Origin of the sequence: Butyrivibrio sp. NC3005, from assembly GCF_000424545.1 — a bacterium.
In the GTDB taxonomy this organism is placed as follows: Bacteria; Bacillota; Clostridia; order Lachnospirales; family Lachnospiraceae; genus Butyrivibrio.
The window spans coordinates 87,057-111,917 of record NZ_KE384206.1 but is presented as its reverse complement, the minus strand read 5'-3'; the positions used below and the strand labels follow the sequence as shown (position 1 = coordinate 111,917).

Below are 24,861 nucleotides of genomic sequence, written 5' to 3'. Positions count from 1 at the left end.
TTTTTAATCACATCACTTTAACTTTGATTTGGGAATTATAGCAATTATGTTGTCATTTTCAGAAATTGCGCATTGGCTTGCTTCTCTTATTTTTCCAGAGAAAAATTCTTTGCAAAAATAAAATGCTGCAACAACAACAAAACCAAATGCAAATCCAAGTATACGCTTTTTCCAAACTTCAGTAAGGCCTTTAGAAACTACATAAGCCTCTTGTGCAGGCTCAAGGATTTGTACTGCATCTGTTCCAGTCATATTCTTAATCTCTATTGCAAATGATTTTGATACAGCATTAGCAATTTCAACTGAAAGCGCTGGATCAGAACTATATGCAGAAACAGTTAAGGTTATATCATCTGTGGATTTAGTTATGCCAATCATATTTTGAATATCCTTGGCTGACAATTTCGTTCCTGAAATCATTGAAGCAGCACGTGTACAAACTGTTGTTCCCTGAACCAATGAAGAATAAGTTGTTACAATGCTTGCTGTTTTAGAAGACTGTCCAGACTCGCCATAAAAGGCATTATAAATTGTTGTTGAAGCACAATATGAATTTGTTACTGGATTGAGAACAGTAATCAAAATAACAGCAATAAAACCAATACATCCGCCTAGTACACAGGCAAAGATATTCTTCAAAATGTACAAAAAGCTTTCTATAAAATCTTCAACGCGAATATCCATATTAAAATTAAACTCCCTTTTTACCTTTTATTTTCTTCAATGAAAAAAGTCCTAACAAAGCTGCAATAATTAAGCATATCCCAGATATAGTAAAGTTTATGCCATTTAATTTGTTCATAGATTCGCTATAATCTGTAGCGTTCTTTTTGTCAGAAACATTTATTGTAAAACTTTGAGGTATAGTTTTATATTCATTACCATCATTGTCTTTATAAGAAAAGTATACATTTAGATTTTGCTTTCCTTTTTTGGCAATATTTAAATAGCAGTCAGTATTATTTGAACTGCCTTTTTCCAAAATTCCAATTTTCTTTGTCTGATTTTTCATATTAGTGCCACTAACGTGCATTGAAATATCAGATATTCTTGTTGAGCTGATGTTAGCTAATGATACTCCTATACGAACAGGCTGATCAATCGATATATCTGTATTAACATCAATTTTCTTTATATTTAAGGCGCAATCCATGGATGTCGCAAGAGAAATTTGTTGGAAAATTTCATTATGTGTGCTGTATGCATCCGAATAAGAAACTTTGATATTACATACGATATTAGATAGAGATGTATTACTTAGATTTTTCAAACGTAATTTACAAGTCTGAGTTTCCTGTTGAACTAATTGTCCAATGTAAGCAATAGAACTACTGCCATTTGCTGGAGCAATCAAATTTTGATCTTGTGAAACAGAAACGTAAACATTACCAGCAATTTCAGTATAACTTGTGTTTTTAACAGATAATGTTAATACAAAATTGGAATTAGATTCATCTTCAATTGTGTAAGAATCAATTAGAACAGTGACATTATCAAAAGGCTGCTCATTTAATCCTTTTATTCTTTGAATAGTTTCAGGCTTAGAAGCTGAAGCAGTTGCAGAATTTAAATTGTTTTTTTCTTCAACTTTCTGTTTTGAATTAGTAGCTGAAGCTTTGCCAGAATTATCCTGTATCAAAGAATCAGAAACTGGATTATTCTTTGTTGTATCTTGTGGCAAAGAATTTGAGATAGAATTATTCTTTGTATCTGATTTTGTTGCAGCATCTCTTGTTGAGACGGAAGTTGATTCTTGTTTAGTAGCTGAAGGAGCTTTTTCAGCATTATATCGAGAAGCAGTGTTTCCCGATGGCGAATATACATTTGCTGCAGCATAAGCTACACTTTGATTACAAAATAATACTATTAAAACAATTGGCAATACCTTACCAATGAAAAACTTTTTCATATATAACAATCCCCTTAAAAATGCAAGCTTTTAGTAACGTTGTTAAATACAACCCCTGCATACTTTTCTTCATATTCATTAACGTGCATCCTGGCTTCGAACATTTGTCTCTTTGTAGAATGATTCTGAGAAGAAACAAGCATAAAGTAGTCCATTTCAGGAATCAATAAAAGTGCATCGCTAAATATATTGATAGACGCTGTATCAAAAACAACGTAATCATACTCTCTCTTGACTTTTTTAATCAGAGCTTTCATAGATTCTCTTCCAAGTTTCATAATGTTTGTAGCATTACTACTCATTCCGGAAGTGATAATCTCAAGGCCTCTTATATTAGTAGGATGAACGATTTCATCTATGTTGTTGTAGTTTCCTGTTGAATAGTCAGTTAAACCGGCTTCTTCCGGACATGTAAGGTGTTTATTTTCAGGTGATTTCCGTATATCACTATCTACAAACAGTACCTTGTTTCCGCTTTTTGCCAGAAAAATTGCGCTATTAATAGCTACTGTTGTATTACCAACGTTTGTGTCAACTCCAGTAAATAAAAATGCTTTTGCGCCTTTTGCTTCATGAAGATGATGCATTTGTACACAAAAACGTTCAATTGCATCAGAAAATTCTGAATTATGCAATTGATACAATTCAATATCTTTCATCAATAAAACTCCATTCATAAAATATTTATGCAGAAATCTCTTCAACTTCTGATAATGAGACCTTCCCTTCTTTGATACAAATTTCTTTATTACAATATTTAAGAACCGCTTTTCTATGTGTGATAAGCAGACAAGTCGGTTTATCAACAAGGCTATTTAGATTCTTTAATAACTCGATTTCTGTATCCTCATCAAGAGCAGACGTAGCTTCATCAAAAACTATAAAAGGAGATTTTCTCAAAAGAGCTCTCGCAATAGCAATTCGCTGTGCTTGACCTTCTGATAAACCACTCCCTTTTTCCCCGATTTTTGTATTTAGCCCGTTTGGAAGTTTTGAAATAAATTCATCACAAACGGCAATGTGTAAAGCTTCGTCAATCTCTTTCATTGATGCATTCTTATTTGCAAGCTTAAGGTTTTCAAGAATTGTACCAGAGAAAAGAGTGTTTCCTTGTGGAACATATGAAATTCTTTTTCTAATTGTTCCTGTTGATTTATATGAATTCTTAAAGCAATCATAGAAAACTATATTTCCATGTAAAGGCTCTAAGAAATGCATAATAAGTCTAACAAGTGTTGTTTTACCAACACCTGATTTTCCAACTATGGCAATGGATTCTCCTGGTTCAATATCAATATTTACATTTGATAGAACCTCTTTGGAGGATTCTTTTCCTTTGTAGGAAAAGCTTACATTGTTCAATTGAACACCTATTGAGCCTTTTAGATTTGGCTCATTTCCAATTGACTCGTTGTGAAAATTCTGGATTTCTATTACTCTTCCTGCAGAGGCAAAAATTGTTGCAAGCTGTGAAAACTGACTAGCAATACCCATAATAGGAGTCTGAATTCGACCAAATAAAGTCATTGTCAGTGTCAATATACCAAATGTAATCGTGCCCTTTGAAATACCGATTGCTGAATAGATAAATGCAATCATCATTCCTATACTAAAAGTACCATTTAATACAACTGTTGCTGCTGACGATACAATATTTTTCTTCCAAACCCAAAAAAATCTTTCATTTCGAAGCACTGTAAGTTTGCCTGAAAAGTCATCCTCTGCTGAAAAAGCTTTAACTACAAGCAGGTTTGCTAAACTTTCTTGGATAAAAGATCTGTAGTTTGTCTCTGTTTCCTGAACTTTGACCTGAAGCTTTTTTAGCTTTTTGCCTAGTATCCATGAAAAAAGTAGTCCGAATGGAGTCAAGAACAAAGCTGCAACCGCAAGAAAGTGAGAATAATGAAACAGTGTGAAGAAGAATGATACCAACTGAACCACAAGAATAATGATGTGAGGTACTGTGGAAACCATTCCAGTAGCAATATTGCCAGCATCACTTGTCATTCGAGTCATCATATCTCCAGTATGAAATCTTTGAGAGTCTTCCCATGTCGAATGCAAGATTTTTTCATAAATTTGCTTTCTGATTCCAAAACTGTATTTCTCATTGAGCATCGCTGACATTAAATTTGTGCCCTCGATAATCAAAAGTTGAGAAATAGCTAACATTGCATATAGAGCAAACAATACAGTATTAATTTGGCCTTTTCCGGCACTGTCTACAACTCTTTGGGAAATAATCGCATAATAAATGCTCAAATACGTTAGTCCTATTTGAATTGCCATTAGAAAGGCTATTTTCCACTTATAAGGACTTGTATATTTCAGAAGCCATCGAAAATAGTTATATCCCCTTTTTTTGTTAGTTTTGAATAAACAAACACATTTTTTTATTTTTCCAACCATAACTTTCTCCCCTTTGTCTGCTACCACAGACAAAATACTGCTATAATTTATCACATTTCGGAATATAAATCAATTACTTATTCTTTTTTTATTATAAAAAATAAGTTGAAATATTATAATCTTGTGGTAGAATTTAGTATGCAGTTATTTTTATGAAGTTTTAAGGGGGTTGTATGTATGACTAAAGAAACAATTATTACACTGATTAAGAAACTAGATGTAACTGATATTACTGGTGATAAGGTAATGATTGATTTTGAAACGGGAAAATACTTTATGCTGAAAGGAACGGCTGTTGATATTTGGGATAGTATCCAGTCTCCTATTTCTTTTGGTAATTTGCTTGGAAAACTCGAGAATATCTATGAAGTTGACGAAGCAACATGTAAAGATGATGTTGAAAAATTTTTGAATCAATTAGAAAGTAATAAATTCATTACTCTTTCTTAAAATAATTGCACATAAACAAAAAGCTGTTAGGAGTTTAGGCTTCTTAACAGCTTTTTTTATGACCTGCGTTATTTATAAAACTCTATTAATAATTACAAAAATAGCTCATGAGATGTATCTCATGAGCTATTAACTTATTCATATGTATAAGTTATAAATTAGTGAGCAGTTTCGCTACCGCTAATAGATCCGTTACCTGGGCGATACCATCTTCCGTTGATTTCAACCCAATCTCCGTCAAAGTTTTCGTCTGGAGCCATACCATTTGCTGTAGCATTGATGTTAAGCTCTTCCATAACTGGTGCATTCCACTTCATTATTGTGTCCCCCTTTCTTCAAGCGATGAAGCTATGATAATACTATATTTCCTAAACATCAAATATTCTAACAAAATTGATAGAAAAATGTTTTTTAATGAAATTATGCTTACTCGTCAGCAAAAAAATTCCGTCCATGCTATTTATAAAAATAACATGAACGGAACAATAATTCATCTCTATGAATTAAAATTACTGAGCGATTTCTCCACCGCTTACAGAGCCATTACCTGGGCGATACCATTTTCCGTTGATTTCAACCCAATCTCCGTCAAAGTTTTCGTCTGGAGCCATACCATTTGCTGTAGCATTGATGTTAAGCTCTTCCATAACTGGTGCATTCCACTTCATTATTGTGTCCCCCTTTCTTCATTTGATAAGTTTATGATAATACTTATCTTTTATGATTTCAAACAATCTAACAACATTGATAGAAAACTGTATTTAGTAATAAGAAATTGCTAAATAATGCGAGTTTATTTGCAGATTCTCTTTATAATCTGGTCCATCATTTTAGCTCTTTGAGTTATAGTATAACCCTCTCTTGGTCTTGTTATTTTTAAAACACTGATTTGAGCTCCGAGTTTGGAACACTTCATAAATAAATCTATAGAATTACCAGCTTCATTAGAAGATTGTCCTTGGAAAAGATTTTTTAAAATGTACTTTATTTTTTCTCCACCAGTAATTTCATTTACAACAGGTTCGGTAATTTCATCAGAAATATCCAAATGAAAAAGTGCTTTTACGGGTTTTGGATCATTTATGTAAATATCCTTTGCATCTATAAAAAACTTATCTCTTTCATCTCCTAAAACTTGTTTATAAAGATTTTTGTTCAGATTATTAAAATCCATTGTATCGCCACATAGTTTTCTAAGAGGGAAAGATGCAATTGCATTCATGTTGCTATCAATAGGACAAATTCTAACAATGTCATCAGACAAAAAACCATAGTCCATATTTAACAATGCATCTGTTATTGAAGACTTTCCAGCCCCGGATTCACCGCTTATTATAAAGGCATTATCACCATAGGAAATGCAACTTCCGTGCATTAGCAAATCTTTTCTAATGACCATATTAAATACAAGTAACCAACAAAGAATTATCTGACTAAACCAGCTGTTTTCAATTCCATCAACTATTCTATATTCGATAACGTTCTTTGTTATTTTAAAGAATCCAAATTCAGGAAATGCTAGACTGACTTCATCGGATGTTATGTTTCTATATACAATGTTTTCTTCTGATTTGGAAAGAATACATTCATCAGGAAAAGAATGGTATTTAACAGTTATATCCGGAGTATCAAAATGGGTTTGGACTGCACCTTCAATTTCATAATCAGATTCAATGTTGTAACCAAAAATATAATACTTATACATAGCGTTCACCTTGATTAAAATATTATTTGCTAAAAAAATTCCGTCCATGCTATTTATAAAAATAACATGAACGGAACAATAATTCATCTCTATGAATTAAAATTACTGAGCGATTTCTCCGCCGCTTACAGAGCCATTACCTGGGCGATACCATTTTCCGTTGATTTCAACCCAATCTCCGTCAAAGTTTTCGTCTGGAGCCATACCATTTGCTGTAGCATTGATGTTAAGCTCTTCCATAACTGGTGCATTCCACTTCATTATTGTGTCCCCCTTTCTTCATTTGATGAGTTTATGATAATACTTATCTTTTATGATTTCAAACAATCTAACAACATTGATAGATTGTTGCTTTTGTCTCATCAAGCTGTCATGTACTCATGAATCATTACAGCGTTAATTAGTGCTATAAATTCATTGTCTTTAAGCTCGTCTTTTTGTCCACGTTCAATGTCTTTTTTTATCTTATCAAGGTTCAAAATAGCACTTGTCGGATTAGCATTGATTATCGAGAGCATTTGAATACTTGCTTTGCCCCATTCTTTTCGTATTCTTGAATACATATCTGCACTTTGTCGTCCCTTAAAGGATTGATTAAGTATATGTTCCGGAATAAGATCCTTCATGTAAACGCTAATAAGTCTTCTGAACTCCTCACCTTTTTGATACTGTTCAAGAGGAAGGTTCATACAAAACTCAATAAGTCTTCTGTCTTTTGTTGGATCGCGCATCATTACTCCAGAGTAAATTGAAAACTTGCTTGTAAGTTCTCCAATTTGTCTTTGTGAAAGACGGCGATTTTCCATTTCGAGAAACTTATTATAATCATATCCCATGTCCTTACAGTCTTTGTAATATTTTAAAATCGTATCCGTGATACTATATTTTTTTAGGATATCGTGTTCAATATAGTTTTTATCTTCTGAAAAAACAAGATTGTTTTTCTCAAGCTTTAGACGTGATTTTAATAAACATTTTCGGAAGTATTTATAGGAATAACCCATTTTTCGACAAAAAATTTTGGCCTCTTTAAGTGCTTTAAAATAATGTCTTTTATTCCAAAGTTCGTTAACATACAAAGCATAGTCTCCGAATGAAACTGTTGTGTTTCCATATTCTCCCGTTAAAAGAATCCTACAGTTTTGTTTTCTGCTTTCTTTCATTGATTTGAAAATCCAGACGAGATTTTCGAGAGATTTGTATGGCATTTCAATCACGTTCATCATTTCATCATGAATATCCCATAATCCTATTCCATGTAGATCTATAAAACTGGTATCAAGATTTCCAAAAATCGAAGCAGTCTTTTTTACACTCTCTGACTCATCTGAAAAACCAAATCCATTTGATACATTAAGGCTTTTATCAGGAACAGAGGTGTAGGTGAAAATTTTCTTACCAGATTTTTTTAAATATGGCGCAGCAACAGCGCAAACACTTGTTGAATCATAACCACCACTAAGAAGCATTGCAGTCTCGCCATCTGCTCTTAAAACATCTTTTATAGCCTTAAAATAAATCCTTCTAAATTCGTCTGCATATTCTTTATCAGTTTTGAATTTTATTTTTTTTCCATTTTTTAGTGGATCATAATATCTGATATTTTCTACCTTGGCTCCGTCAAAAGTTATATACTCAGCAGGAGCAACACGATAAATGTCTTTAATTGGCGTTTCATAGATTTCATTTATCATAATCGGCCCAAGAATGGAATTCGTAGTTGCAAGCCATTTTTCATTATATTTAAAATCGTCAAGTTGTTTTAGTGGTTCAATCAAAGAAGAATAATAAATAGTACTTCCAATCACTCGATAATAGATACATACATTTCCGACTCCGTCATCTGCCAAATAGATTTTTTTTGAATTGTCATCATACCAACATATTGAAAAAGCTCCCAACATGTTATAAACACAAGATATACCTTTTTTCTCAAGTGCTTTAAATGCAATTTCTGCATCTCCTGTTTCTTGCAAATCGTCATCATGAATCTGAGCAATCTTGTTTATTTCATTTCGATTATCTAGCATCATTACAGCATTTCCATAGTAACCGTTTTCGGAAACATATGGTAATTGTTCATAATGGCTTTCACGAGTGATATACTGCATTCCATTACCCATATAGATATTTTTTTTCCTGTACTCAGTCAGATTATCAAGCGGAATATCAGTAATCGAATTTTTAAAAATTCTGATAGATTCGTCAGAAATCTCCTTTCCATCAAAATCTACCGCTCCCCACATTATCGGCATAACAAAACCTCTTTCTTAAAACTAATCAAAAATATGGAAAGTGCATTCAATATGAAATACACTTTCCATAAATATATTTCTGTACTAAATAATTACACATGTAAATACTAGCACAAGAAATCAGCCACGTCAAAATCGTTATTGCTTTACCTATTCATAAACTTATTGGTAATGCTACTTTTGGATAATCTCACCATCAACATGCCAACCATCATTTTCTTTTTTTATGGAATACCATTGAACTCTGTATCCATCTGGTATGTATTTACTATAAGATGGTATTTCACCTAAGTTTTTAAGAATTGCTTCCTCATCATTTTTTATTGTGGTTGGTGTTAAAATAGTACCACTTCCAAGCGAAATGTAATTTGATGCTTTATAATTTGTACGACTTCCGCCTTGTTTTACGAGATAAAACATAGCTTTAGTTGCAGTTGATGATGGTTTCTGAGGCTCCGGATTTACAGGTGTAGGTGTTTCTGGTTCTGGATCTGCAGGTTTAGGCTCCGGATTTGAAGGCTCTGGATCTGAAGGCTTTTGGTTATCATCTTGTTTATTTTCTTTGATTTCGCCATCAACATGCCAACCATCGCCTTCTTTTTTAATTGAATACCATTCAACATATTCATTTTGATTTAAATATTTTGAATAATCAGGAATCTGAGCTAAATTCTTCAGAATTTTATCTGAATCATTTTTAATAGTCTCTTCTTTTGTTATATAGCCTTTTCCAAGTGAAATATAGTTTGAAGCTTTGTAATTTGTACGGCTTCCACCTTTTTTTAATAAATAATAGCTGGCAACAGTCTTTTTAGTTACAATAGAAGGCTCCGGCTCTGGTTTTGGTTCAGGTTTTGGCTCTGGTTTTGGAACATTGGATTCTGAACCATTGAGGTTAATTGTTGAACTTTCGCTATTGCAACGGTAAGTCAAAACACCATCTTTTATGTCAACTATTTCAACATTAGAAGCTGCTGTATATACAACTTCTGATGTTGAAGATGTGAGTTTGGCTTTTTCAATATTTTTACCGTTTGCGAAATACCAGTATCCTTTATAAAATGCGATTTGATTCTCAACATCATGCAATACACTATCAGAATAGATAGTTGAGTCTGCTACAGCTGTTGAACCATCTAAAGGAGTGACTTTATATCCTGTATGCTTTTTGAGCTTATCCGTCTGAAATTCCTTATCGGAACGTAAAAAGAAATGTCTGAAATAAATTCCATTTCCTGTTCCTTTCGAATATCCAGTATCGTCCCATGTGGCATCTACGTTATACCATTTATTATCAATCTTAACGTAATTCCAACTATGATTTGAATTATAAACTTCAAAACTCTCGATACCTGCTAGCTTTAAAAGCAGTGTATACGCATTATTGTATCCACTGCATATTCCTGTTCCGAAGATTAGAGGACCTCCGCCCATATAACAGTAATTGTTAGAGTTGGCATATACAGTGCATTTTACAAGTTCATCATGCAAATATAATGCCTTATCTGCCTCTGTCATATCATTTTGTATTCCAGAAAGAATACGATTTGTATTCTGTTTGATTTTAGAAAAATTTGACTTAAAGTCTACGGGAGCTCTCCCATATGTTTTTAAATAAACCGTTTTAACTTTACTATTTGGAAGTTTTTCATCACCAAGCCCTAGATAAGAATAACAGTATTTGGCAAGAAGTGCATCTCCGCTACTGCCTGCCTTATCATATAGTTCCTTTAATTCATGGAAATACAGGTTGTACTTGGATACATCATGCATAGAATAATCAGCAGTTGTAAGCATTTTTGTAAACATATTTACCAATTCTGTTTTGTCAGAATTAGATATAGCCTTTGATTCAAAGCCTCTAAACAAAAATGCTTGAACAAAGATAGATAATGTTAAAATGATTGATAGAATCTTAAAAGTGCCTCGTGTTACTTTTTTCTTCTGAAAATGCATATTGACCTCCGATTTTTAATGAACAGCGTAACGTTGTTAATATAACAAAGTGTGATATTAACATTTATTCTTCTTGTGTATCATTAAATAATTTAGGATACATAGTGCACTTAACCCATAAAATATATCGGAGAGAAATATGGAATATCAAAGGTTTGAAAACGTTGCTACTTTGGTATAGCCTTTACCATATCCTCCTGTAATAAAAGTGTTTCCGCAGCGAAGCCAGGCATGAGCTTGTAGTCCATGCTCCGAATTTTTTATCCCGAGATAAATTGTTGAAGAGATATTTTTTTCTGACAACAATTTTCGTAAAGTCAACGCTCTCACAAAACATTTTGCATTCCATGGAAGATGCTCAGTTATACGATTAACATGAAAAGCATAAAGATTTGCAAGTTGAAGATTTTCCGGAGTTTCCTCATAAGGAGATTCTTCTCCCTCTTTGCCTAATCTTTTTTTAAGCTTTTTCATGGAAGTGTGCTTTACGATAAATCTGTAATAGAATGAATAAAGGTAGGATTTTATTGTCACAACCTTTTCTCCATTATCTCTAAAAAAAGAAATTATGTCAATATTTTTCATATATTTTATCCTTTGTTTTAAAAAATGTAACTTTGATACAATAAAAAGCTGATATTTGACTCTTTATTATTCTCTCGAAATGTGATAACCTTTAAAGCGTATGTTTATTTGCGTACTTTTATGACTAACCTTTATTTACAACAAATGTTGGTCTATTGCTTTTTTAGGCATCAAATGATTTTAACATACAAAAATAATCTATAAACTCTTAGAGGTTAATATGAAAATAAGTATTATTGTACCAGTCTATAACGTTGAGAAGTATTTAAGTCGATGCATGGAATCACTTATCCATCAAACCTTAGATGATATCGAAATTCTTGCAGTGAATGATGGCTCTACTGATAACTCTTTAAGCATTCTAGAAGATTATGCCACTAAATCTGACAAAATTCAAATCTTAAACAAAAAAAATGGTGGTTTATCTGATGCCCGCAACTATGCTATTCCATTCTGCAAGGGCGAGTACATAGGTTTTGTAGATTCAGATGATTATGTTGATCTTGACATGTACGAAAACTTATATAACAAAGCTATCTTTGACGATGCAGACATTGTCGAATGTAACCTTCATCATACATGGGAAGATCATGAAGATACTGAAATAGGTGAAAAAATAACCGATAAGCAGAAGCTACTTAGAGTAGGTAGATCTGTTGTTTGGAATAAAATCTATAAAAGAGAATGGTTTGAACAATTACAGATAATATTTCCTAAGGGATTTATTTATGAAGATGTTGAATTTTTTTCTATGTTAGTTCCATATATAAGAAAAATTTCTTATGTAGATAATGCTTCTTATCATTATATTCAACGTTCCTCATCTATAAATAATTATCAAACCCTAAAGACTATGGAAATTTTGGATATTTTAAATCACATTATGTTTTTTTACAAAAATCGTGGTTTATATGATGAATATAGAGATTCACTTGAGTATTTGTTTACTAGAATTCTATTGTGCAGTTCGCTTAGTAGAATGTCTAGAATTCCAGATAAGAGTGACAGAAAACGAGCAATACAATCAAATTGGTTATTTCTAAATCTTAATTTTCCAAAGTGGAAAGAGAATGCTTATTTAAGAACGCAAAAAGGAAAAAATGCCATTTTTATGCGTGCTATGAATCCTGTTACTTATTACACTAGTGCTTTTTTACTTCATCTTTTTAGATAAAAAACAGCCTATACGTTTAGATAATAAGCGTATGGGCTGTTTTTTTATCTTTTGGTATTTAATGTGTTTTTAAAACATGTTTTAAAAGTGTTATTATTTAATTCTTTTTAACTTTTCGAAGTACAATAACACTGATACTAACAGCTGCCAACATTAATATGCAAATATTTAGAGCAAGATTGCTGTTATCTCCTGTACTTCTTGGTCTTCTTTTACCTAAAACTTCGCCTTCTTTTGCTTTTTTTCTAGAAGCGCCAAGAACGTCTCCTTCTTGTTTTTTTGTTCTTTTTTGACCAAGAACACTTCCTTCATTTTCCTTATTTCTTCGTTTGCCAGAAATTTCTCCCTGATCTTCATCATTGATACCATTTATGAGTTCAACCTTTTGGACAGTTTTCTGCTTATCTGGTGTTACTGTTGTAGGCTGTGGAGTTGAATCATTGTGGACTGAAGGATCATTTGGTCTTGGATTATCATTATGAGGCGGCGTATTTGGAGTTGGAGTATCTTTTGAAGGTGTATTAGGAATAGTTTCATCTTTCTTTTTTACTTCTAACAAGCCAAGTTTTTCTTCAATCAGTTCATAGTTTTCTTTTTTCGCAGTGAAGTTATTATCATCACTCTTCCAGGTCATTTCATATGTGTTGTCAGATTTTCCAACCTCTGTTTGACTTCCTGTTGTTTCAAAACCGTAAGTTTCGTTATTAACAATACCTTCTACCTTATAACCTTTTTCTGTAAGAGGCTTCCCATCATAGTATTTCTCAGCAGAATCAGTTTTAATCTTAATAGGAGCAGGTGTTACAGCAAGCTTTGCTGTATTAACTTTTACTGTGACATTATACATAGTAGAGTCATCTAACGTTCCTTTATTCCCTGGAATATTAGTTGCTAGCATGTGATGCAATCCATCATCCAAATCAATATATACACAATATTTAACCGTTATTGGAGTTTCTCCAACATCTTTAACATCTCTTGATTCAAGCCTAACAGCAATCTTAAATTTTTTCATGTACTCATCAGATTTATCTGCAGTTACACTCACTTTGTCATTTGTAAAAAGTCCATTCATGGACTTTACCATAAAGCCATTATGAATCTTTCCGTCATAAACATAGGTCAAATCTTCTGGAGTTATTGTAATCTCGATATCTTCCTGACGACCAACGTGAGTCCACTGAAGGCTTCCATCAATGTTCCATTTTTCGTTTGGCTTTCCATAAGAGTCTTTTTCTGATGCTTTAACCACGTACCACTTAATAGTACTGAAATTACTTACGAAAACTTCATTATTTACAATGCAGGTTATATTGTTACCTTCAACATTTATTATAACTTTTTGATTCTTCGGAGTAGAATGGTATATTCCACTTTTTTCCAGTGTACGGTCTATCTTGACGTATTTTGTCAAATCATCTTTTGCATATGACTGATAGTTTTTAGTAATGCAATTAGCAACCCTTGAGCTTCCGTTTCTGGAAAATGTCAAATATGCAACTGTTGGATTTTGAATTGATTGGTAAGGACCCTCGTCTCTTGTAACTGTAACTTCCGGAACTTCATAAATCCATTGTCCATTTACTTTGGCTGGCATACGTATATATGCTCCAGCTATTTTGTCCATGTTCATATCGAGCTCATCTTTTTTTAAAGACTTATATATAAATTTTAAAGAGCTCAAATCATCTATTTCTTTGAATTCTCCATTTTCACTTGTTGTATAAAAAATAGAGAAATTACTATTTACTTTTTCATTAGAATCACTTTCTTGGCGATTTTCTGCTGATATTTCATTTTTGTTATTATGTTTGGAAATTTTTATTTTATATATTTTTTCATTGCCGATTTTGGCGCTGACGCATTGATAATCTTTAATTGCAGGTGCAATATCTGTTGGCAGATAGTCTTTGTCATAAACTACAGCGGCAAAGATATCTTTCTCTGAAATCAAATCTTTAATACTAGTTCCATCTTCTGTCTCGTATGAAAAAAGATCTTTATCGAGCCTGATTTGATCAAGAGTTGAAGGTTCCATCCTCTCTTTATTGCTTAGTACAGTGATTGTAAATGTAGAACACTGTTTTGTAGTGAAAGAAACAGACCTTTTTGATGTAGATGAAGGTACTTTTTCTATTTTTTCAACGTCCCTGTTCTTAGTAGTTACGTTATAAACATCTACTTTTTGACTATCCTTTTTATTAACATTATCAAATGTAACGTTAATATTTCCGTTTAACATACCATTTTCTATTTTTGATTCCTTAGATCTTAATAAAATATCATATGAATATGTATTATCGATAGTTGTTTCGCTTCCTGCGTTATTGGAAATTACTTTTTTGATATTTTTTTCAGTTTCCTGATCAACTTTGATAACGTCAACAGCTGTATCTTGTGGAAGAATTCCTTTGTCCACGTGAATCGTTATTTTGACACCATCAAGTTTCTTTGAAAAATCTACTGATTCTGATGATCTGATATCTTCGCTTGTTTTATCAGATTCCTTTTTGTCTTGAACTTGTTCTCTGGAAGAATCTGTTTCATCATCAAGTAATTCTACGTTTTCGACACCATTTATAGTTTCAATTGAAGGATTACCTTCTATTTCTGTTTCTTGAGCATTTTTTGTTTGCAACTCTTCATTTGGAATATTCTCTGTTTCCAATGATCTGTTACTGTTTTGATCTTTAGATTGTCCAGAATCATCGCTTTGACCGGTATTATTTGTTTCAACCTCTTGCAAAGATTCGTTTGACCCGAATTCATCTTTCGAAGAAAGCTGTGTCACATCACTTGATGGCGGTTCACCCTCAACCTGCCTTTCAAGTTGTGTTAAATTGTCCTCCATTGCATAGCTAGACACAATTGGTCCTCCCAAAAAAGAAGAACCAACAGTAGCTACTGCCAGAATGGTTGACAGTAATCTTATTCTTTTCATTTCTATCTCCTCCCTAGACGATATGGGAAATAACTTTTTGAAAAATTCCCTAACCTAATCTTACTTCACGTTATATCATACAAATTATCATAATTAAAAATTAATTTGATATTTAGGTATATGCGTATAATAGTTATCAATATAGCGATAGTGTTTTAAGTTTTTGTTTATATTTTAGATAATATTTGTTATAATTAGTTTAAAGGTAATGATGAGCTTTGAAATAAAAAACATTGTTATTAATTTTCTTAAGGAGAAAAGTGTAGATGGGAATAAATGTGGCAGAGCCAGAAAAAAATAATCAGATATCCAAGCAATATAAGAAAGTCAAGATTGTTGAGATATTAGTGGTTTTCGTCTGCTTTCTTTTTGCTGTTATTTATCATTATTATAGTTATAAAATGATTAGTTTTAATTCCTTCTTTGGACCTTTTACTATATTATTAGTTGTATTTACTCTTATAATATTTTTTTTGATTTATGAATTGTTATCATTTATTCCTAAAATAGAGGATATCGAAAATTCGGCAGACAGAAATCTTTTGGACAATCTCACAGGGATACCTAACAGATTATCATGTGATTTAATTTTTGAAATGTATGGAAAAAATAAAAGTATAGAAAATGTAGGATGTGCCATTATTACTATTGGCAATCTTGTAACAATAAACGAATCAATAGGTAGAGATGCTGGTAATCAAGCCATTATTGACTTTTCGTGGATGCTTGAAGATATTAGTGAAGATTTCGGATTTGTAGGTAGAAACGGTGGTAATGAATTTCTTCTTATAATTCAGGAGTGTAATAGACAACTTATGGATGATTTCTTTAGAAATCTTGAGCAACGTGTTGAAAAATATAATAAACTTAATCTTGTTCACCCAATATCTCCTTATTATAAATATGTTTTAAATAGTGAATTACAAGCGACTAGGTTTTCTGATATTATAACGGAAGCTTATCATAGAATGCATACAAGACCAGGAAGGATATATAATAAATTTTTTTAAGAATCATTCTACTTAACTAAATCATAAGAATTATAAGTTGTTGATTAAGCAAGAAAAAAAGGATATCTTCGAAGAAAAAAATCTTTATTATCTTTCGAAAATATCCTTTTTGTAATTATTTAATTATTCGTATATAAGTCTATTTAAAATAGTAATTTTTTTACAAGAGAAAAATCAAAAATCAGTGTCTTGTTTTATGCATGACGACTTACTAATGCGGTATTCTCTACTGTAAGCATATATGACTGGATTGTATTAACCATTCTCTTGCGCTGGCTGTGGTAATAGTCAAAATGCATACTCTTGGCCTTAGCAATGCTATCAGCAAGCTGTTTTTCATCCTGACATACAAGAACATAATTTTTCAAAGAAAAAACTCTGGCAATATCAAGCTGATGATCATCAACATGTTCTCTGTATTTTGCCAAACGAGGAAAAACAATTATTGGTGTCTTGCATTGCATAGCTTGAATAATAGAACCAACGCCGCAATGAGTAATAACAAGACTGCTTTCTCTCATTAATCTTCCCATTTCGTCTTTGTCAAAAAAAGGCTGATATTTATAATGCCTTGGAGAATAATCAGAATTACCAACCTGTGCAATAACAGGTTCTTTGATTTCCCCATTTTCAATCATAATATCAATCTGTCTTAAAAGACGATTCAACTGAAACTTTTGTGTACCCAACGTTACAAAAATCATACCCTAATCCCCTTTCAGCAAAACTTATTTATGTTTAACTGTTAACCTGCAAATTACAGGTTAATTAAAACCAAAACTTTTTTCAAAAATTGAATAAGAATTTCCAGGAAAAGAAATCAAAAAATTCCGCCTCCGAATACACCGTTCGGTACTTTATCTTTCAAATCTTCCCACTGATAGATAAATAAATCAGCGACGTGCTTCATAATTTTTCCTGTTAATGATAATTCATCAACTCTAGCGAAAGATTCTATATAGATAACTTTAACTCTTTTGAGTTTTCCTAAAATACATATTGGAACAGTAGCCAAAGCTCCTGTGGAAATAATGAAGTCCGGACGCTCTTTTTTTAGTACGTCATTGGACTTTAGAGTTAACTTAATGAAGTTAAAGAAAAAACCTTTTTCATGTCGGTTGATAACCGGTACTGTAATAGTCCTTTCACAGATTTTATTTTCTGAGAACTCTACTTCTTCCGTGAAAAGAAAAGAATCATACTTTTCTGCCAACTCCTTAAGACACGAAACTTCTTCTAAGTGTCCTCCAGCGGAAGCAGCAAAACAAACTTTATATCCCATATATCCCTTAAACCCTATTCATACAAAAATCACCCATTAAAAACTTATTTAATGATATCACAAATTCAGATAAAATAAACATTATTTTTAAAAAAAATTATTTTTCTGTTCGGCTTCTGATAAATTCTCCTATTCCCAATAGAGTAAAATCAACAAAGCGAACATGGCTATAATCCTTTTTACATTCCGTAATAATAACATCTTTAAGTGCACTATAATCTTTTTGAGATTGCATGTTTATAAAATCAACCATTATCATTCCAGTCAGATTTCGTAAACGTATCTGTCTTAGAATTTCTTTTGCAGCTTCAATATTTATCTGTAAAAAAAGATTTCCTTTTTGTTTTATACTTTTTCCTGTATTAACATCTATAACATGCATAGCTTCGGTAGATTCTACAACAAGATATGCTCCGCTGTTCAGCCAGACATTTTTCTTTTTTATTTCATCAAGCTGTGAGGAAATTCGATAAAGAACATTAAGCGAAACATTTTCATCTATCCATTCTCGTACAAGCATGTCAGGATTTTCTTTTCGCCAAACAGAGTCTTCAATAATATTTTTCATTGAACATGTCTGAGCAATTATTTCAATCTCATTTTTGGAGTCTTGATTAAAGAAATCAAAGCAAGCCTTTAGATATCTCGATATTATATCATCAGTTTGAGGCATGTATAGACAAGTTCCAATTGAAAGATGTTTTCCCTTGTTTATTATATCTGTTAGAGTATCTGTGATTGCTTTAGAATCATTAAAAATATCATCGACTACTGATTCTTCGTTTTTTCTATGAGAAAGCTCTGTTCGTAGAATAAGACCTCTAGAAGGCATGTTGTCATGCTCTTCAAGAAACGAAACCAGTTCTTTGTTTTTTTTACATTCTTTTAAAAGACTATCTTTATCACTTTCGGAAAGTTTTCTTGAGCAGCCAATTCCTCTTTTTCCTAAAGTTATAGCAGTTATTTTACTACTTAAACTAAGTTTCATAGTTAGAGTTGCCTGCTTTGTTTTAACCGGTGCTTTTAAAATTTGGACTATAACTAAATCTCCACCTTTTAATCTATCACCTGTTTTAAAATGTCTATTTATGACACATTCGCTTATTATTTCAGAAAAAGGAAGATAACCAATAGAGTATTGCTTATCTTCTACATTCTGATATTTTACAAATGCAGCGTTCAAGTTATCAACAATGTAATCAACTCTTCCAACATAAATAGAAGAAACAACGTTCCCCTTTTTTGCTTCGTCCTGCCTTTTTGGACAGGAGAAGCAAAGCTCTAATTTTTTGTCATCTATTGCACAGATTCTTATACTATCGTTTTCTTCTAAAACAAGAATATGTTTATTGAAGTTATATTTTTCCATTTTGGAATACGGTTTAATTAATTCCATATCTAAATCCTAGTTTATATAGATTTTTTCGCATGATTCTGCAATCATAGGAATTTCATAGGTTCCTTTATCGTCACTTTCGGATAAATAAGTGTCTACCCTGTGAATTTTATATACAAAATCAGGCATTTCGATACCAAGAGATTTGTAGAAATTTTCAATTATAAGTCCTGGTTTTAAATGATCTCTACTGCCAGAACTTATAAGCATATGAATACATTTGCAGTCTTTTGAAAGAGAATTATCTTCGTATCTATAATTCTTGTTTGAAAATCCTTGAAGTTTATCCCTATCAACTATCTCGAACCTGTAAATAAAAGGTTTCATATCAATTTCAACTTCACCCTTTTTGCTTTTCTTAACAGCCATAAGTTTATCTGAATCAATATACTTCATGAGCATATTTTCCCAATCTTTACAAGGTTCTTTTCCATTTCTGAAAGTAAGAATCCATTCGGCAGCATCGACCATAGTCATAGCCTTTTGAGAATGTTCATCAAGATGCTCGATTGCGGTAATCTTTACTCCTTCATTCATTACACTGTTAAGATCGTCTTTCATTTTGTTGAGGTCTACAGGACTATCAAGCTGAATATCAATGTATTCACCATCACTTGTGGCACCGACACTAAGAGGTTCTGCAAATGACATAATCTGATGAGGACTATAGCCTTCAGAATATTTAACATTAATCTCTGCTCGTCTGTTGCATTTTTGGAAATATCTCATAAGATCCAAATGACCTATAAAGCGTATTGGACCGTTCTTGGTAAACTTTAAACGTATTTTTTCCATTTTCAAATAACTCCTGTCCTATTTATCTTGCTTCACCGCTACAGCTCTTGCCAGCGTTAGGATCTTTTTTATCGTAGCAGACGCCTACACCATATTTTCTAGCACCACAACCAAGACATTGTTGTGCACAATTTGGTGAAACACTGCCATTTTGTGCAGTATGCCATTCTCTTAAAAGGAAAGACTTATCTACACCGCAGTCGAGAATATCCCATGGAAAAATCTCATCATCTTTTCTTTCGCGAACAGTGTAAAAATCTGGGTTAACACCACATTCTTCAAATGTTTTGAGCCAAATATCATAGTGAAAATATTCACTCCATGCATCATATACACAACCATTTTGGTATGCTTTTAAGATAACATCACATAAATGTCTGTCACCTCTTGCAAAGACTCCTTCGAGCATGCTTGCATCCGCTTCATGCCACATATAACGAATATGACGCTGATTAACCTGACTTCTTATGCCAGCTTTAGTCTTTGCTGCTTTTGTAAGAAACTCTTCAGGTGTATTCATTCTTGCCCATTGAAATGGAGTAAACGGTTTTGGAACAAAGAAACTTGTACTTGCAGTGATGTCTATGCTTTTTCCGTTTCTCTTTTCTTTAGGTAATGTTGCATAATATTCTGCCGCCACTGCATTGCAGATTTCACCGATACCAGCAATATCTTCATCTGTTTCTGTCGGATGGCCAAGCATGAAATAAAATTTAACTTTATTCCAACCGCCTTCAAAAGCTTCTCGACTTCCACGCAGAATATCTTCAACAGTAACACCTTTATTAATTACATCTCTAAGCCTTTGAGTTCCAGCTTCTGCAGCAAATGTTAAAGAACTTTTTTTGATATCCTGTACTTTACTCATAACATCTAATGAGAAGTTATCGATTCGTAGTGAAGGGAGTGAAATATTAACATGTCTGCTACCACACTCACGAAGAAGGAAATCCAATAGTTCTGGTAATTGTGAGTAGTCACTTGTCGAAAGAGAACTTAAAGATATTTCTTCATAACCTGTATTTTTCAGCATTTCAAGAGCATACTTTTTAAGAACTTCAACGCTTTTTTCTCGCTTTGGTCTATAAAGCTGTCCTGCCTGACAGAATCTACATCCTCTGATGCATCCACGCATAACTTCAAGAACAATTCTATCCTGCGTAGCCTTAATAAATGGAACTACAGGTTTGGTAGGATAAAAAGCTTCGTCAAGATTTGTTACAACTTCCTTTGAGATATGAGAAGGAACACCGTCATATTTAGGAGTCATAGACTCAATAGTTCCGTCTTCTTTATAAGCTACATCATAAAATGATGGAATATACATTCCAGGAATTTTTGCTACTTCCAGCAAAAAATCATGTTTGGTCGTTCCACTTTCTTTAGCTTTTTCGTATAAATCAAAGAGAGCCCTATATTGTGTTTCTCCTTCACCAATATAGAAAATATCAAAGAAATCAGCTATAGGCTCAGGATTATACGTACATGGACCTCCGCCGATAACAATCGGATATGAGAAATCTGTTCTGTCTTTACTCAAAAAAGGTATTCCAGATAAATCAAGAACCTGCAGAATGTTAGTGTAGCAAAGTTCATACTGCAGAGTAAATGCAAGGAAATCAAAGTTTTTTACAGGATCCTGCGACTCAAGACAGAATAATGGAATGTTGTTTTTTCTCATTACAGCATCCATATCCATCCATGGAGAATAAACTCTTTCGCACCATACATCTTCGTAAGAATTGAACATTCCATACAAAATTTGGATTCCCAAATGAGACATTCCAATTTCATAAACGTCAGGGAAACAGAAAGCAAAACGAATTTTAACGTCATCTTTATTCTTGGTAACGCTATTAACTTCATTTCCAATATAACGTTCTGGTTTAGAAACTGATAAAAGTATTTCATCAGTTAAAGCTAGATTTTCATTCATCTATTAACAACTCCAATCAGAATTTCTATAATAATTTTTTACAAAAATAAAAAGGAGTACTCCGGCATCTGCTAGAGCCACCCCTTTATAATTTAACATCATAAATCAATTTTGGCAATTGAATTAAAGAAACATGAATAAGAACCCGTGTGACAAGCTGCTCCAATCTGCTTAACTTTTGCAAGAATCGTATCTTTATCACAATCAGCTACAAGGTCTTGTACATATTGAAAATGTCCACTTGTATTTCCTTTTATCCACAGTTCTTTTCGCGACCTGCTGTAATAAGTCATTTTTCCGGTTGCGATAGTTGTATTAAATGCTTCTTCATTCATGTAAGCAACCATAAGCACCTGATTTGACAAGTAGTCCTGCACCACAACAGGTACAAGATTATCTGGGCCAAGTTTAAAATCAGACCATTTATAATCCGTTTTTAAAGGCTTTTTTGAATACTCTTCATTACAATCAATCTCACTATCAATACTTTCGCCAAGACTTCCTTTAGTACTTAAAACTTCTGTGATACGTGTATCAAATTGTGTCGCTTCATCCATGGCTTTTGCAAAAGATTTAAACATTGCTTCAATCTTATGATGATCATTTTGTCCTGAAAAGAGCTTAAAATGCAAGTTAATCATAGCACTATAGGATAATGCATAGAAAAACTCTTCTACAAGCTGTGTATCAAAATCTCCAACCATTGGTGCAGTAAAACAAGCATCTGAAACGAAATATGGACGTCCGCATAAATCTACAGCGCACATTGAAAGTGTTTCATCCATAGGTAGAGTGCAGCTTCCATATCGTTTTATACCTTTTTTATCTCCGACAGCTTTAGCTATAGCCTGACCAATCACTATTCCAGTATCTTCTACGCTATGATGGCCATCTACTTCATAGTCTCCCTTAACTTTGACACTTAAATCGAAAAATCCGTGCCTGGCAAAAGCATTCAACATATGATCCAAAAAACCAATACCGGTTGCAATATCCGCTTTTCCGCTACCATCAAGGTTGATAGTAACAGATATATTAGTCTCTCCTGTTTTTCTATGAACTGTTGCTATTCTGCTCATTGGGTATCTCCTTCAAAACGAACTGCAATACTGTTGGCATGTGCAGTTAAGAATTCTTCTTTGGCAAAAAGTTCTATATCTTTGTGTACAGATTTTAGTCCCTCTCGTGAATAAGAGATGATACTGGTCTTTTTTACAAAGTCATCTACAGATAATGGACTAAAAAATCTTGCAGTTTGATTGGTTGGAAGGATATGGTTAGGTCCTGCAAAATAGTCTCCAAGTGGCTCGGATGAATAGTGACCAAGGAAAATTGCACCAGCATTTTTTATTTTTGTCATTGTTTCAAAAGGATTTTTAGTAATAATTTCTAAATGTTCAGAAGCAATTGCATTAGCACAGTCGATTGCATCATCCATATTTTGAGCGACAAAGATATATCCATAGCTATCAAGTGATTTTGTTATTATTTCTTTTCTTTCTAGTACTTTGACAAATTTATCAACTTCTTCAGAGACTTTTTTGGCAATTTCTTCAGAAGTTGTAACCAAAATAGCACTTGCCATTTCATCATGTTCTGCTTGAGAAAGCAAATCAGCAGCAACCCATCTTGGATTGGAAGTTTCATCTGCAATAACCAAAATTTCGGATGGACCAGCAATAGAATCAATAGAAACATATCCAAAGCAAGCTTTTTTTGCTAGAGCAACAAAAATATTTCCTGGACCTGTTATCTTGTCAACTTTAGGAATAGATTCTGTGCCAAAAGCCATTGCCGCAATAGCTTGAGCACCGCCAACTTTATATACTCTATCGGCGCCGGCTATATCCGCAGCCACTAGTGTTCCAGGATTAACTTTTCCATCTTTTCCAGGAGGCGTGCATGCGATAATTTCATTAACTCCTGCAACTTTGGCAGGAACAATATTCATTAGGACACTACTTGGATATGCTGCTTTTCCACCTGGAACATATACTCCTGACTTCTCGATTGGAAGAATTCTTTGACCAAGTATAGAACCATCATCTTTTGTCTCAATCCAAGTATTTCTCTTTTGCTTTTCATGAAAATCTCTAATATTGGCAGCAGCCTTTTTCATCACTTCTATAAAATCAGGAGAAATTTTTGTATAAGCTTCTTGAATTTCTTCTTTGGTTACCAGAATGTTATCAGAGCTAATGTCGCATTTATCAAACTTTTTTGTATAGTCAAATAAGGCCTTGTCACCATTTGTTCGTACATTTGAGATAATATCATTTACTGTTTGTTCATATTCTATATAACTTGCAGGACTTCTATTTTCCAACAAATCCAGAAGCTCTTTTTTTGATTCATTAGTAAGTTTTACAATTCGCATATTCCATTCTCCCTAATATACTTAATCCAGATTTTCTTTCATAGCTTTAATTAGTTTTCGAATCCTATCCGTTTCAATCTGCATACTTACCTGATTGACAATAACCCTTGCGGAAAGTGGACAGATTTCTTCGAGTACTTCCAATCCGTTAGCCTTAAGAGTTGAACCGGTTTCCACTATATCAACAATTACATCGGACAACCCCACAATAGGTCCAAGTTCAACTGAACCGTTTAATTTTATAATATCAACTGTTTGATTTTTTTTATTATAAAAATAGTCTTTTGCAATGTTAGGATATTTACTTGCAACTCGAATCATTTCATGATGGTCAAGGAGTTCTTTTGCTGATTTTGGACCAGCGACACACATCCTGCATTTTCCAAAACCAAGATCAAGAACTTCATATACATTTCGCTGCTCTTCTAAAATAGTATCTTCACCAACAATTCCAATATCAGCAGCTCCATACTCTACATAGGTAGGGACATCAGGACCTTTTGCTAAAAAGAATTTCAGTTTTAATTCTTCATTGGTAAAAATAAGTTTTCTCGTATTTTTGTCAGTAACTTCGTTACAAGTAATACCACATTTATCAAGCAGCTCCATTGTTTGATTAACAAGCCGGCCTTTTCCAAGTGCAAATGTTAAATAACGCATATTATCACCTTTCACTAGTTT

23 protein-coding genes and 1 pseudogene are annotated in these 24,861 nt (G+C 32.9%); 3 read left to right on the top strand and 21 right to left on the bottom strand.

Annotated features, from left to right (window positions below; genetic code table 11):
- Positions 1-12 precede the first annotated feature (12 nt).
- The 4 genes from G634_RS0115375 to G634_RS19615 are packed head-to-tail and all read right to left on the bottom strand — an operon-like array spanning position 13 to position 4,318.
- The gene (locus tag G634_RS0115375) at positions 13-684 is read right to left on the bottom strand and encodes a YveK family protein (RefSeq protein ID WP_026506001.1); all 672 of its coding nucleotides are present in this window, start codon (positions 682-684) and stop codon (positions 13-15) included.
- 7 nt (positions 685-691) lie between these two features.
- A complete protein-coding gene (locus tag G634_RS0115370; RefSeq protein ID WP_026506000.1) occupies positions 692-1,909 on the bottom strand; it encodes a hypothetical protein in 1,218 nt (405 codons plus the stop codon).
- A gap of 14 nt (positions 1,910-1,923) precedes the next feature.
- A complete protein-coding gene (locus G634_RS0115365) occupies positions 1,924-2,568 on the bottom strand; it encodes a CpsD/CapB family tyrosine-protein kinase (RefSeq protein WP_026505999.1) in 645 nt (214 codons plus the stop codon).
- 25 nt (positions 2,569-2,593) lie between these two features.
- Positions 2,594-4,318 (bottom strand): ABC transporter ATP-binding protein, encoded by a 1,725-nt coding sequence (locus tag G634_RS19615; RefSeq protein WP_051234117.1) that lies wholly within the window; start codon positions 4,316-4,318, stop codon positions 2,594-2,596.
- Between the two features lie 177 nt (positions 4,319-4,495).
- Here G634_RS19615 and G634_RS0115355 point away from each other — a divergent pair, with 177 nt between their 5' ends.
- Positions 4,496-4,768: a PqqD family peptide modification chaperone gene (locus tag G634_RS0115355; protein ID WP_026505998.1), complete on the top strand. Its 273-nt coding sequence runs from the start codon at positions 4,496-4,498 to the stop codon at positions 4,766-4,768.
- A gap of 158 nt (positions 4,769-4,926) precedes the next feature.
- Here the strand turns inward: G634_RS0115355 and G634_RS21295 are convergent, their stop codons facing one another.
- The 7 genes from G634_RS21295 to G634_RS19610 all read right to left on the bottom strand — a co-directional run bounded on the left by G634_RS21295 (position 4,927) and on the right by G634_RS19610 (position 11,269).
- Positions 4,927-5,085 carry a hypothetical protein gene (locus tag G634_RS21295; RefSeq protein WP_155830612.1) on the bottom strand — a complete coding sequence of 53 codons (159 nt, stop codon included), beginning with the start codon at positions 5,083-5,085 and terminating at the stop codon, positions 4,927-4,929.
- Between the two features lie 192 nt (positions 5,086-5,277).
- A complete protein-coding gene (locus tag G634_RS21290; RefSeq protein WP_155830610.1) occupies positions 5,278-5,436 on the bottom strand; it encodes a hypothetical protein in 159 nt (52 codons plus the stop codon).
- Between the two features lie 125 nt (positions 5,437-5,561).
- Positions 5,562-6,473 carry a hypothetical protein gene (locus tag G634_RS0115340; protein ID WP_155830611.1) on the bottom strand — a complete coding sequence of 304 codons (912 nt, stop codon included), beginning with the start codon at positions 6,471-6,473 and terminating at the stop codon, positions 5,562-5,564.
- A gap of 102 nt (positions 6,474-6,575) precedes the next feature.
- Positions 6,576-6,734 carry a hypothetical protein gene (locus G634_RS21285; RefSeq protein ID WP_155830610.1) on the bottom strand — a complete coding sequence of 53 codons (159 nt, stop codon included), beginning with the start codon at positions 6,732-6,734 and terminating at the stop codon, positions 6,576-6,578.
- 101 nt (positions 6,735-6,835) lie between these two features.
- Positions 6,836-8,728, bottom strand: a complete 1,893-nt coding sequence (locus G634_RS0115330; RefSeq protein ID WP_026505996.1) for an asparagine synthase-related protein — start codon at positions 8,726-8,728, stop codon at positions 6,836-6,838.
- Between the two features lie 174 nt (positions 8,729-8,902).
- The gene (locus G634_RS0115325; protein ID WP_026505995.1) at positions 8,903-10,684 is read right to left on the bottom strand and encodes a transglutaminase domain-containing protein; all 1,782 of its coding nucleotides are present in this window, start codon (positions 10,682-10,684) and stop codon (positions 8,903-8,905) included.
- Between the two features lie 147 nt (positions 10,685-10,831).
- Positions 10,832-11,269, bottom strand: a complete 438-nt coding sequence (locus tag G634_RS19610) for a lasso peptide biosynthesis B2 protein (protein WP_051234115.1) — start codon at positions 11,267-11,269, stop codon at positions 10,832-10,834.
- 220 nt (positions 11,270-11,489) lie between these two features.
- Here G634_RS19610 and G634_RS0115315 point away from each other — a divergent pair, with 220 nt between their 5' ends.
- Positions 11,490-12,443 (top strand): glycosyltransferase, encoded by a 954-nt coding sequence (locus G634_RS0115315; protein WP_035800411.1) that lies wholly within the window; start codon positions 11,490-11,492, stop codon positions 12,441-12,443.
- A gap of 97 nt (positions 12,444-12,540) precedes the next feature.
- Here G634_RS0115315 and G634_RS0115310 read toward each other — a convergent pair whose 3' ends face one another.
- Positions 12,541-15,384, bottom strand: coding sequence for a hypothetical protein (locus G634_RS0115310; RefSeq protein WP_026505993.1), 2,844 nt, complete (start codon positions 15,382-15,384; stop codon positions 12,541-12,543).
- A gap of 266 nt (positions 15,385-15,650) precedes the next feature.
- On the opposite strand from G634_RS0115310, the gene G634_RS0115305 reads away from it, so the two are divergent.
- Positions 15,651-16,394 carry a diguanylate cyclase domain-containing protein gene (locus G634_RS0115305; RefSeq protein WP_026505992.1) on the top strand — a complete coding sequence of 248 codons (744 nt, stop codon included), beginning with the start codon at positions 15,651-15,653 and terminating at the stop codon, positions 16,392-16,394.
- A 194-nt stretch (positions 16,395-16,588) separates the two neighbouring features.
- Here G634_RS0115305 and pssE read toward each other — a convergent pair whose 3' ends face one another.
- From pssE to hisG, 9 genes and pseudogenes are all read right to left on the bottom strand, one after another.
- Positions 16,589-17,098 (bottom strand): PssE/Cps14G family polysaccharide biosynthesis glycosyltransferase, encoded by a 510-nt coding sequence (gene pssE / locus G634_RS0115300; protein ID WP_026505991.1) that lies wholly within the window; start codon positions 17,096-17,098, stop codon positions 16,589-16,591.
- Positions 17,099-17,214: 116 nt separating this feature from the next.
- Positions 17,215-17,676, bottom strand: coding sequence for a PssD/Cps14F family polysaccharide biosynthesis glycosyltransferase (pssD, locus tag G634_RS0115295; protein ID WP_026505990.1), 462 nt, complete (start codon positions 17,674-17,676; stop codon positions 17,215-17,217).
- A gap of 97 nt (positions 17,677-17,773) precedes the next feature.
- Positions 17,774-19,072, bottom strand: a complete 1,299-nt coding sequence (locus tag G634_RS0115290) for a ribonuclease E/G (protein ID WP_026505989.1) — start codon at positions 19,070-19,072, stop codon at positions 17,774-17,776.
- A 9-nt stretch (positions 19,073-19,081) separates the two neighbouring features.
- Positions 19,082-19,867, bottom strand: coding sequence for a TIGR03936 family radical SAM-associated protein (locus tag G634_RS0115285; protein ID WP_035800409.1), 786 nt, complete (start codon positions 19,865-19,867; stop codon positions 19,082-19,084).
- Between the two features lie 22 nt (positions 19,868-19,889).
- On the bottom strand, positions 19,890-21,803 hold the full coding sequence (locus G634_RS0115280) for a TIGR03960 family B12-binding radical SAM protein (protein ID WP_026505987.1): 1,914 nt from the start codon (positions 21,801-21,803) through the stop codon (positions 19,890-19,892).
- A gap of 98 nt (positions 21,804-21,901) precedes the next feature.
- Positions 21,902-22,276 (bottom strand): phosphoribosyl-AMP cyclohydrolase, encoded by a 375-nt coding sequence (gene hisI / locus G634_RS22050; protein WP_256379383.1) that lies wholly within the window; start codon positions 22,274-22,276, stop codon positions 21,902-21,904.
- A 21-nt stretch (positions 22,277-22,297) separates the two neighbouring features.
- Positions 22,298-22,882: pseudogene (gene hisB / locus G634_RS22045) on the bottom strand (imidazoleglycerol-phosphate dehydratase HisB); the annotation flags it as partial.
- Complete coding sequence (gene hisD, locus G634_RS0115270; RefSeq protein ID WP_026505986.1) at positions 22,879-24,180, bottom strand: histidinol dehydrogenase; 1,302 nt, start codon at positions 24,178-24,180, stop codon at positions 22,879-22,881. The gene hisD and the pseudogene hisB, both read right to left, overlap by 4 nt.
- Before the next feature lie 21 nt (positions 24,181-24,201).
- Positions 24,202-24,840, bottom strand: a complete 639-nt coding sequence (hisG, locus tag G634_RS0115265) for an ATP phosphoribosyltransferase (protein ID WP_026505985.1) — start codon at positions 24,838-24,840, stop codon at positions 24,202-24,204.
- Positions 24,841-24,861 lie beyond the last annotated feature (21 nt).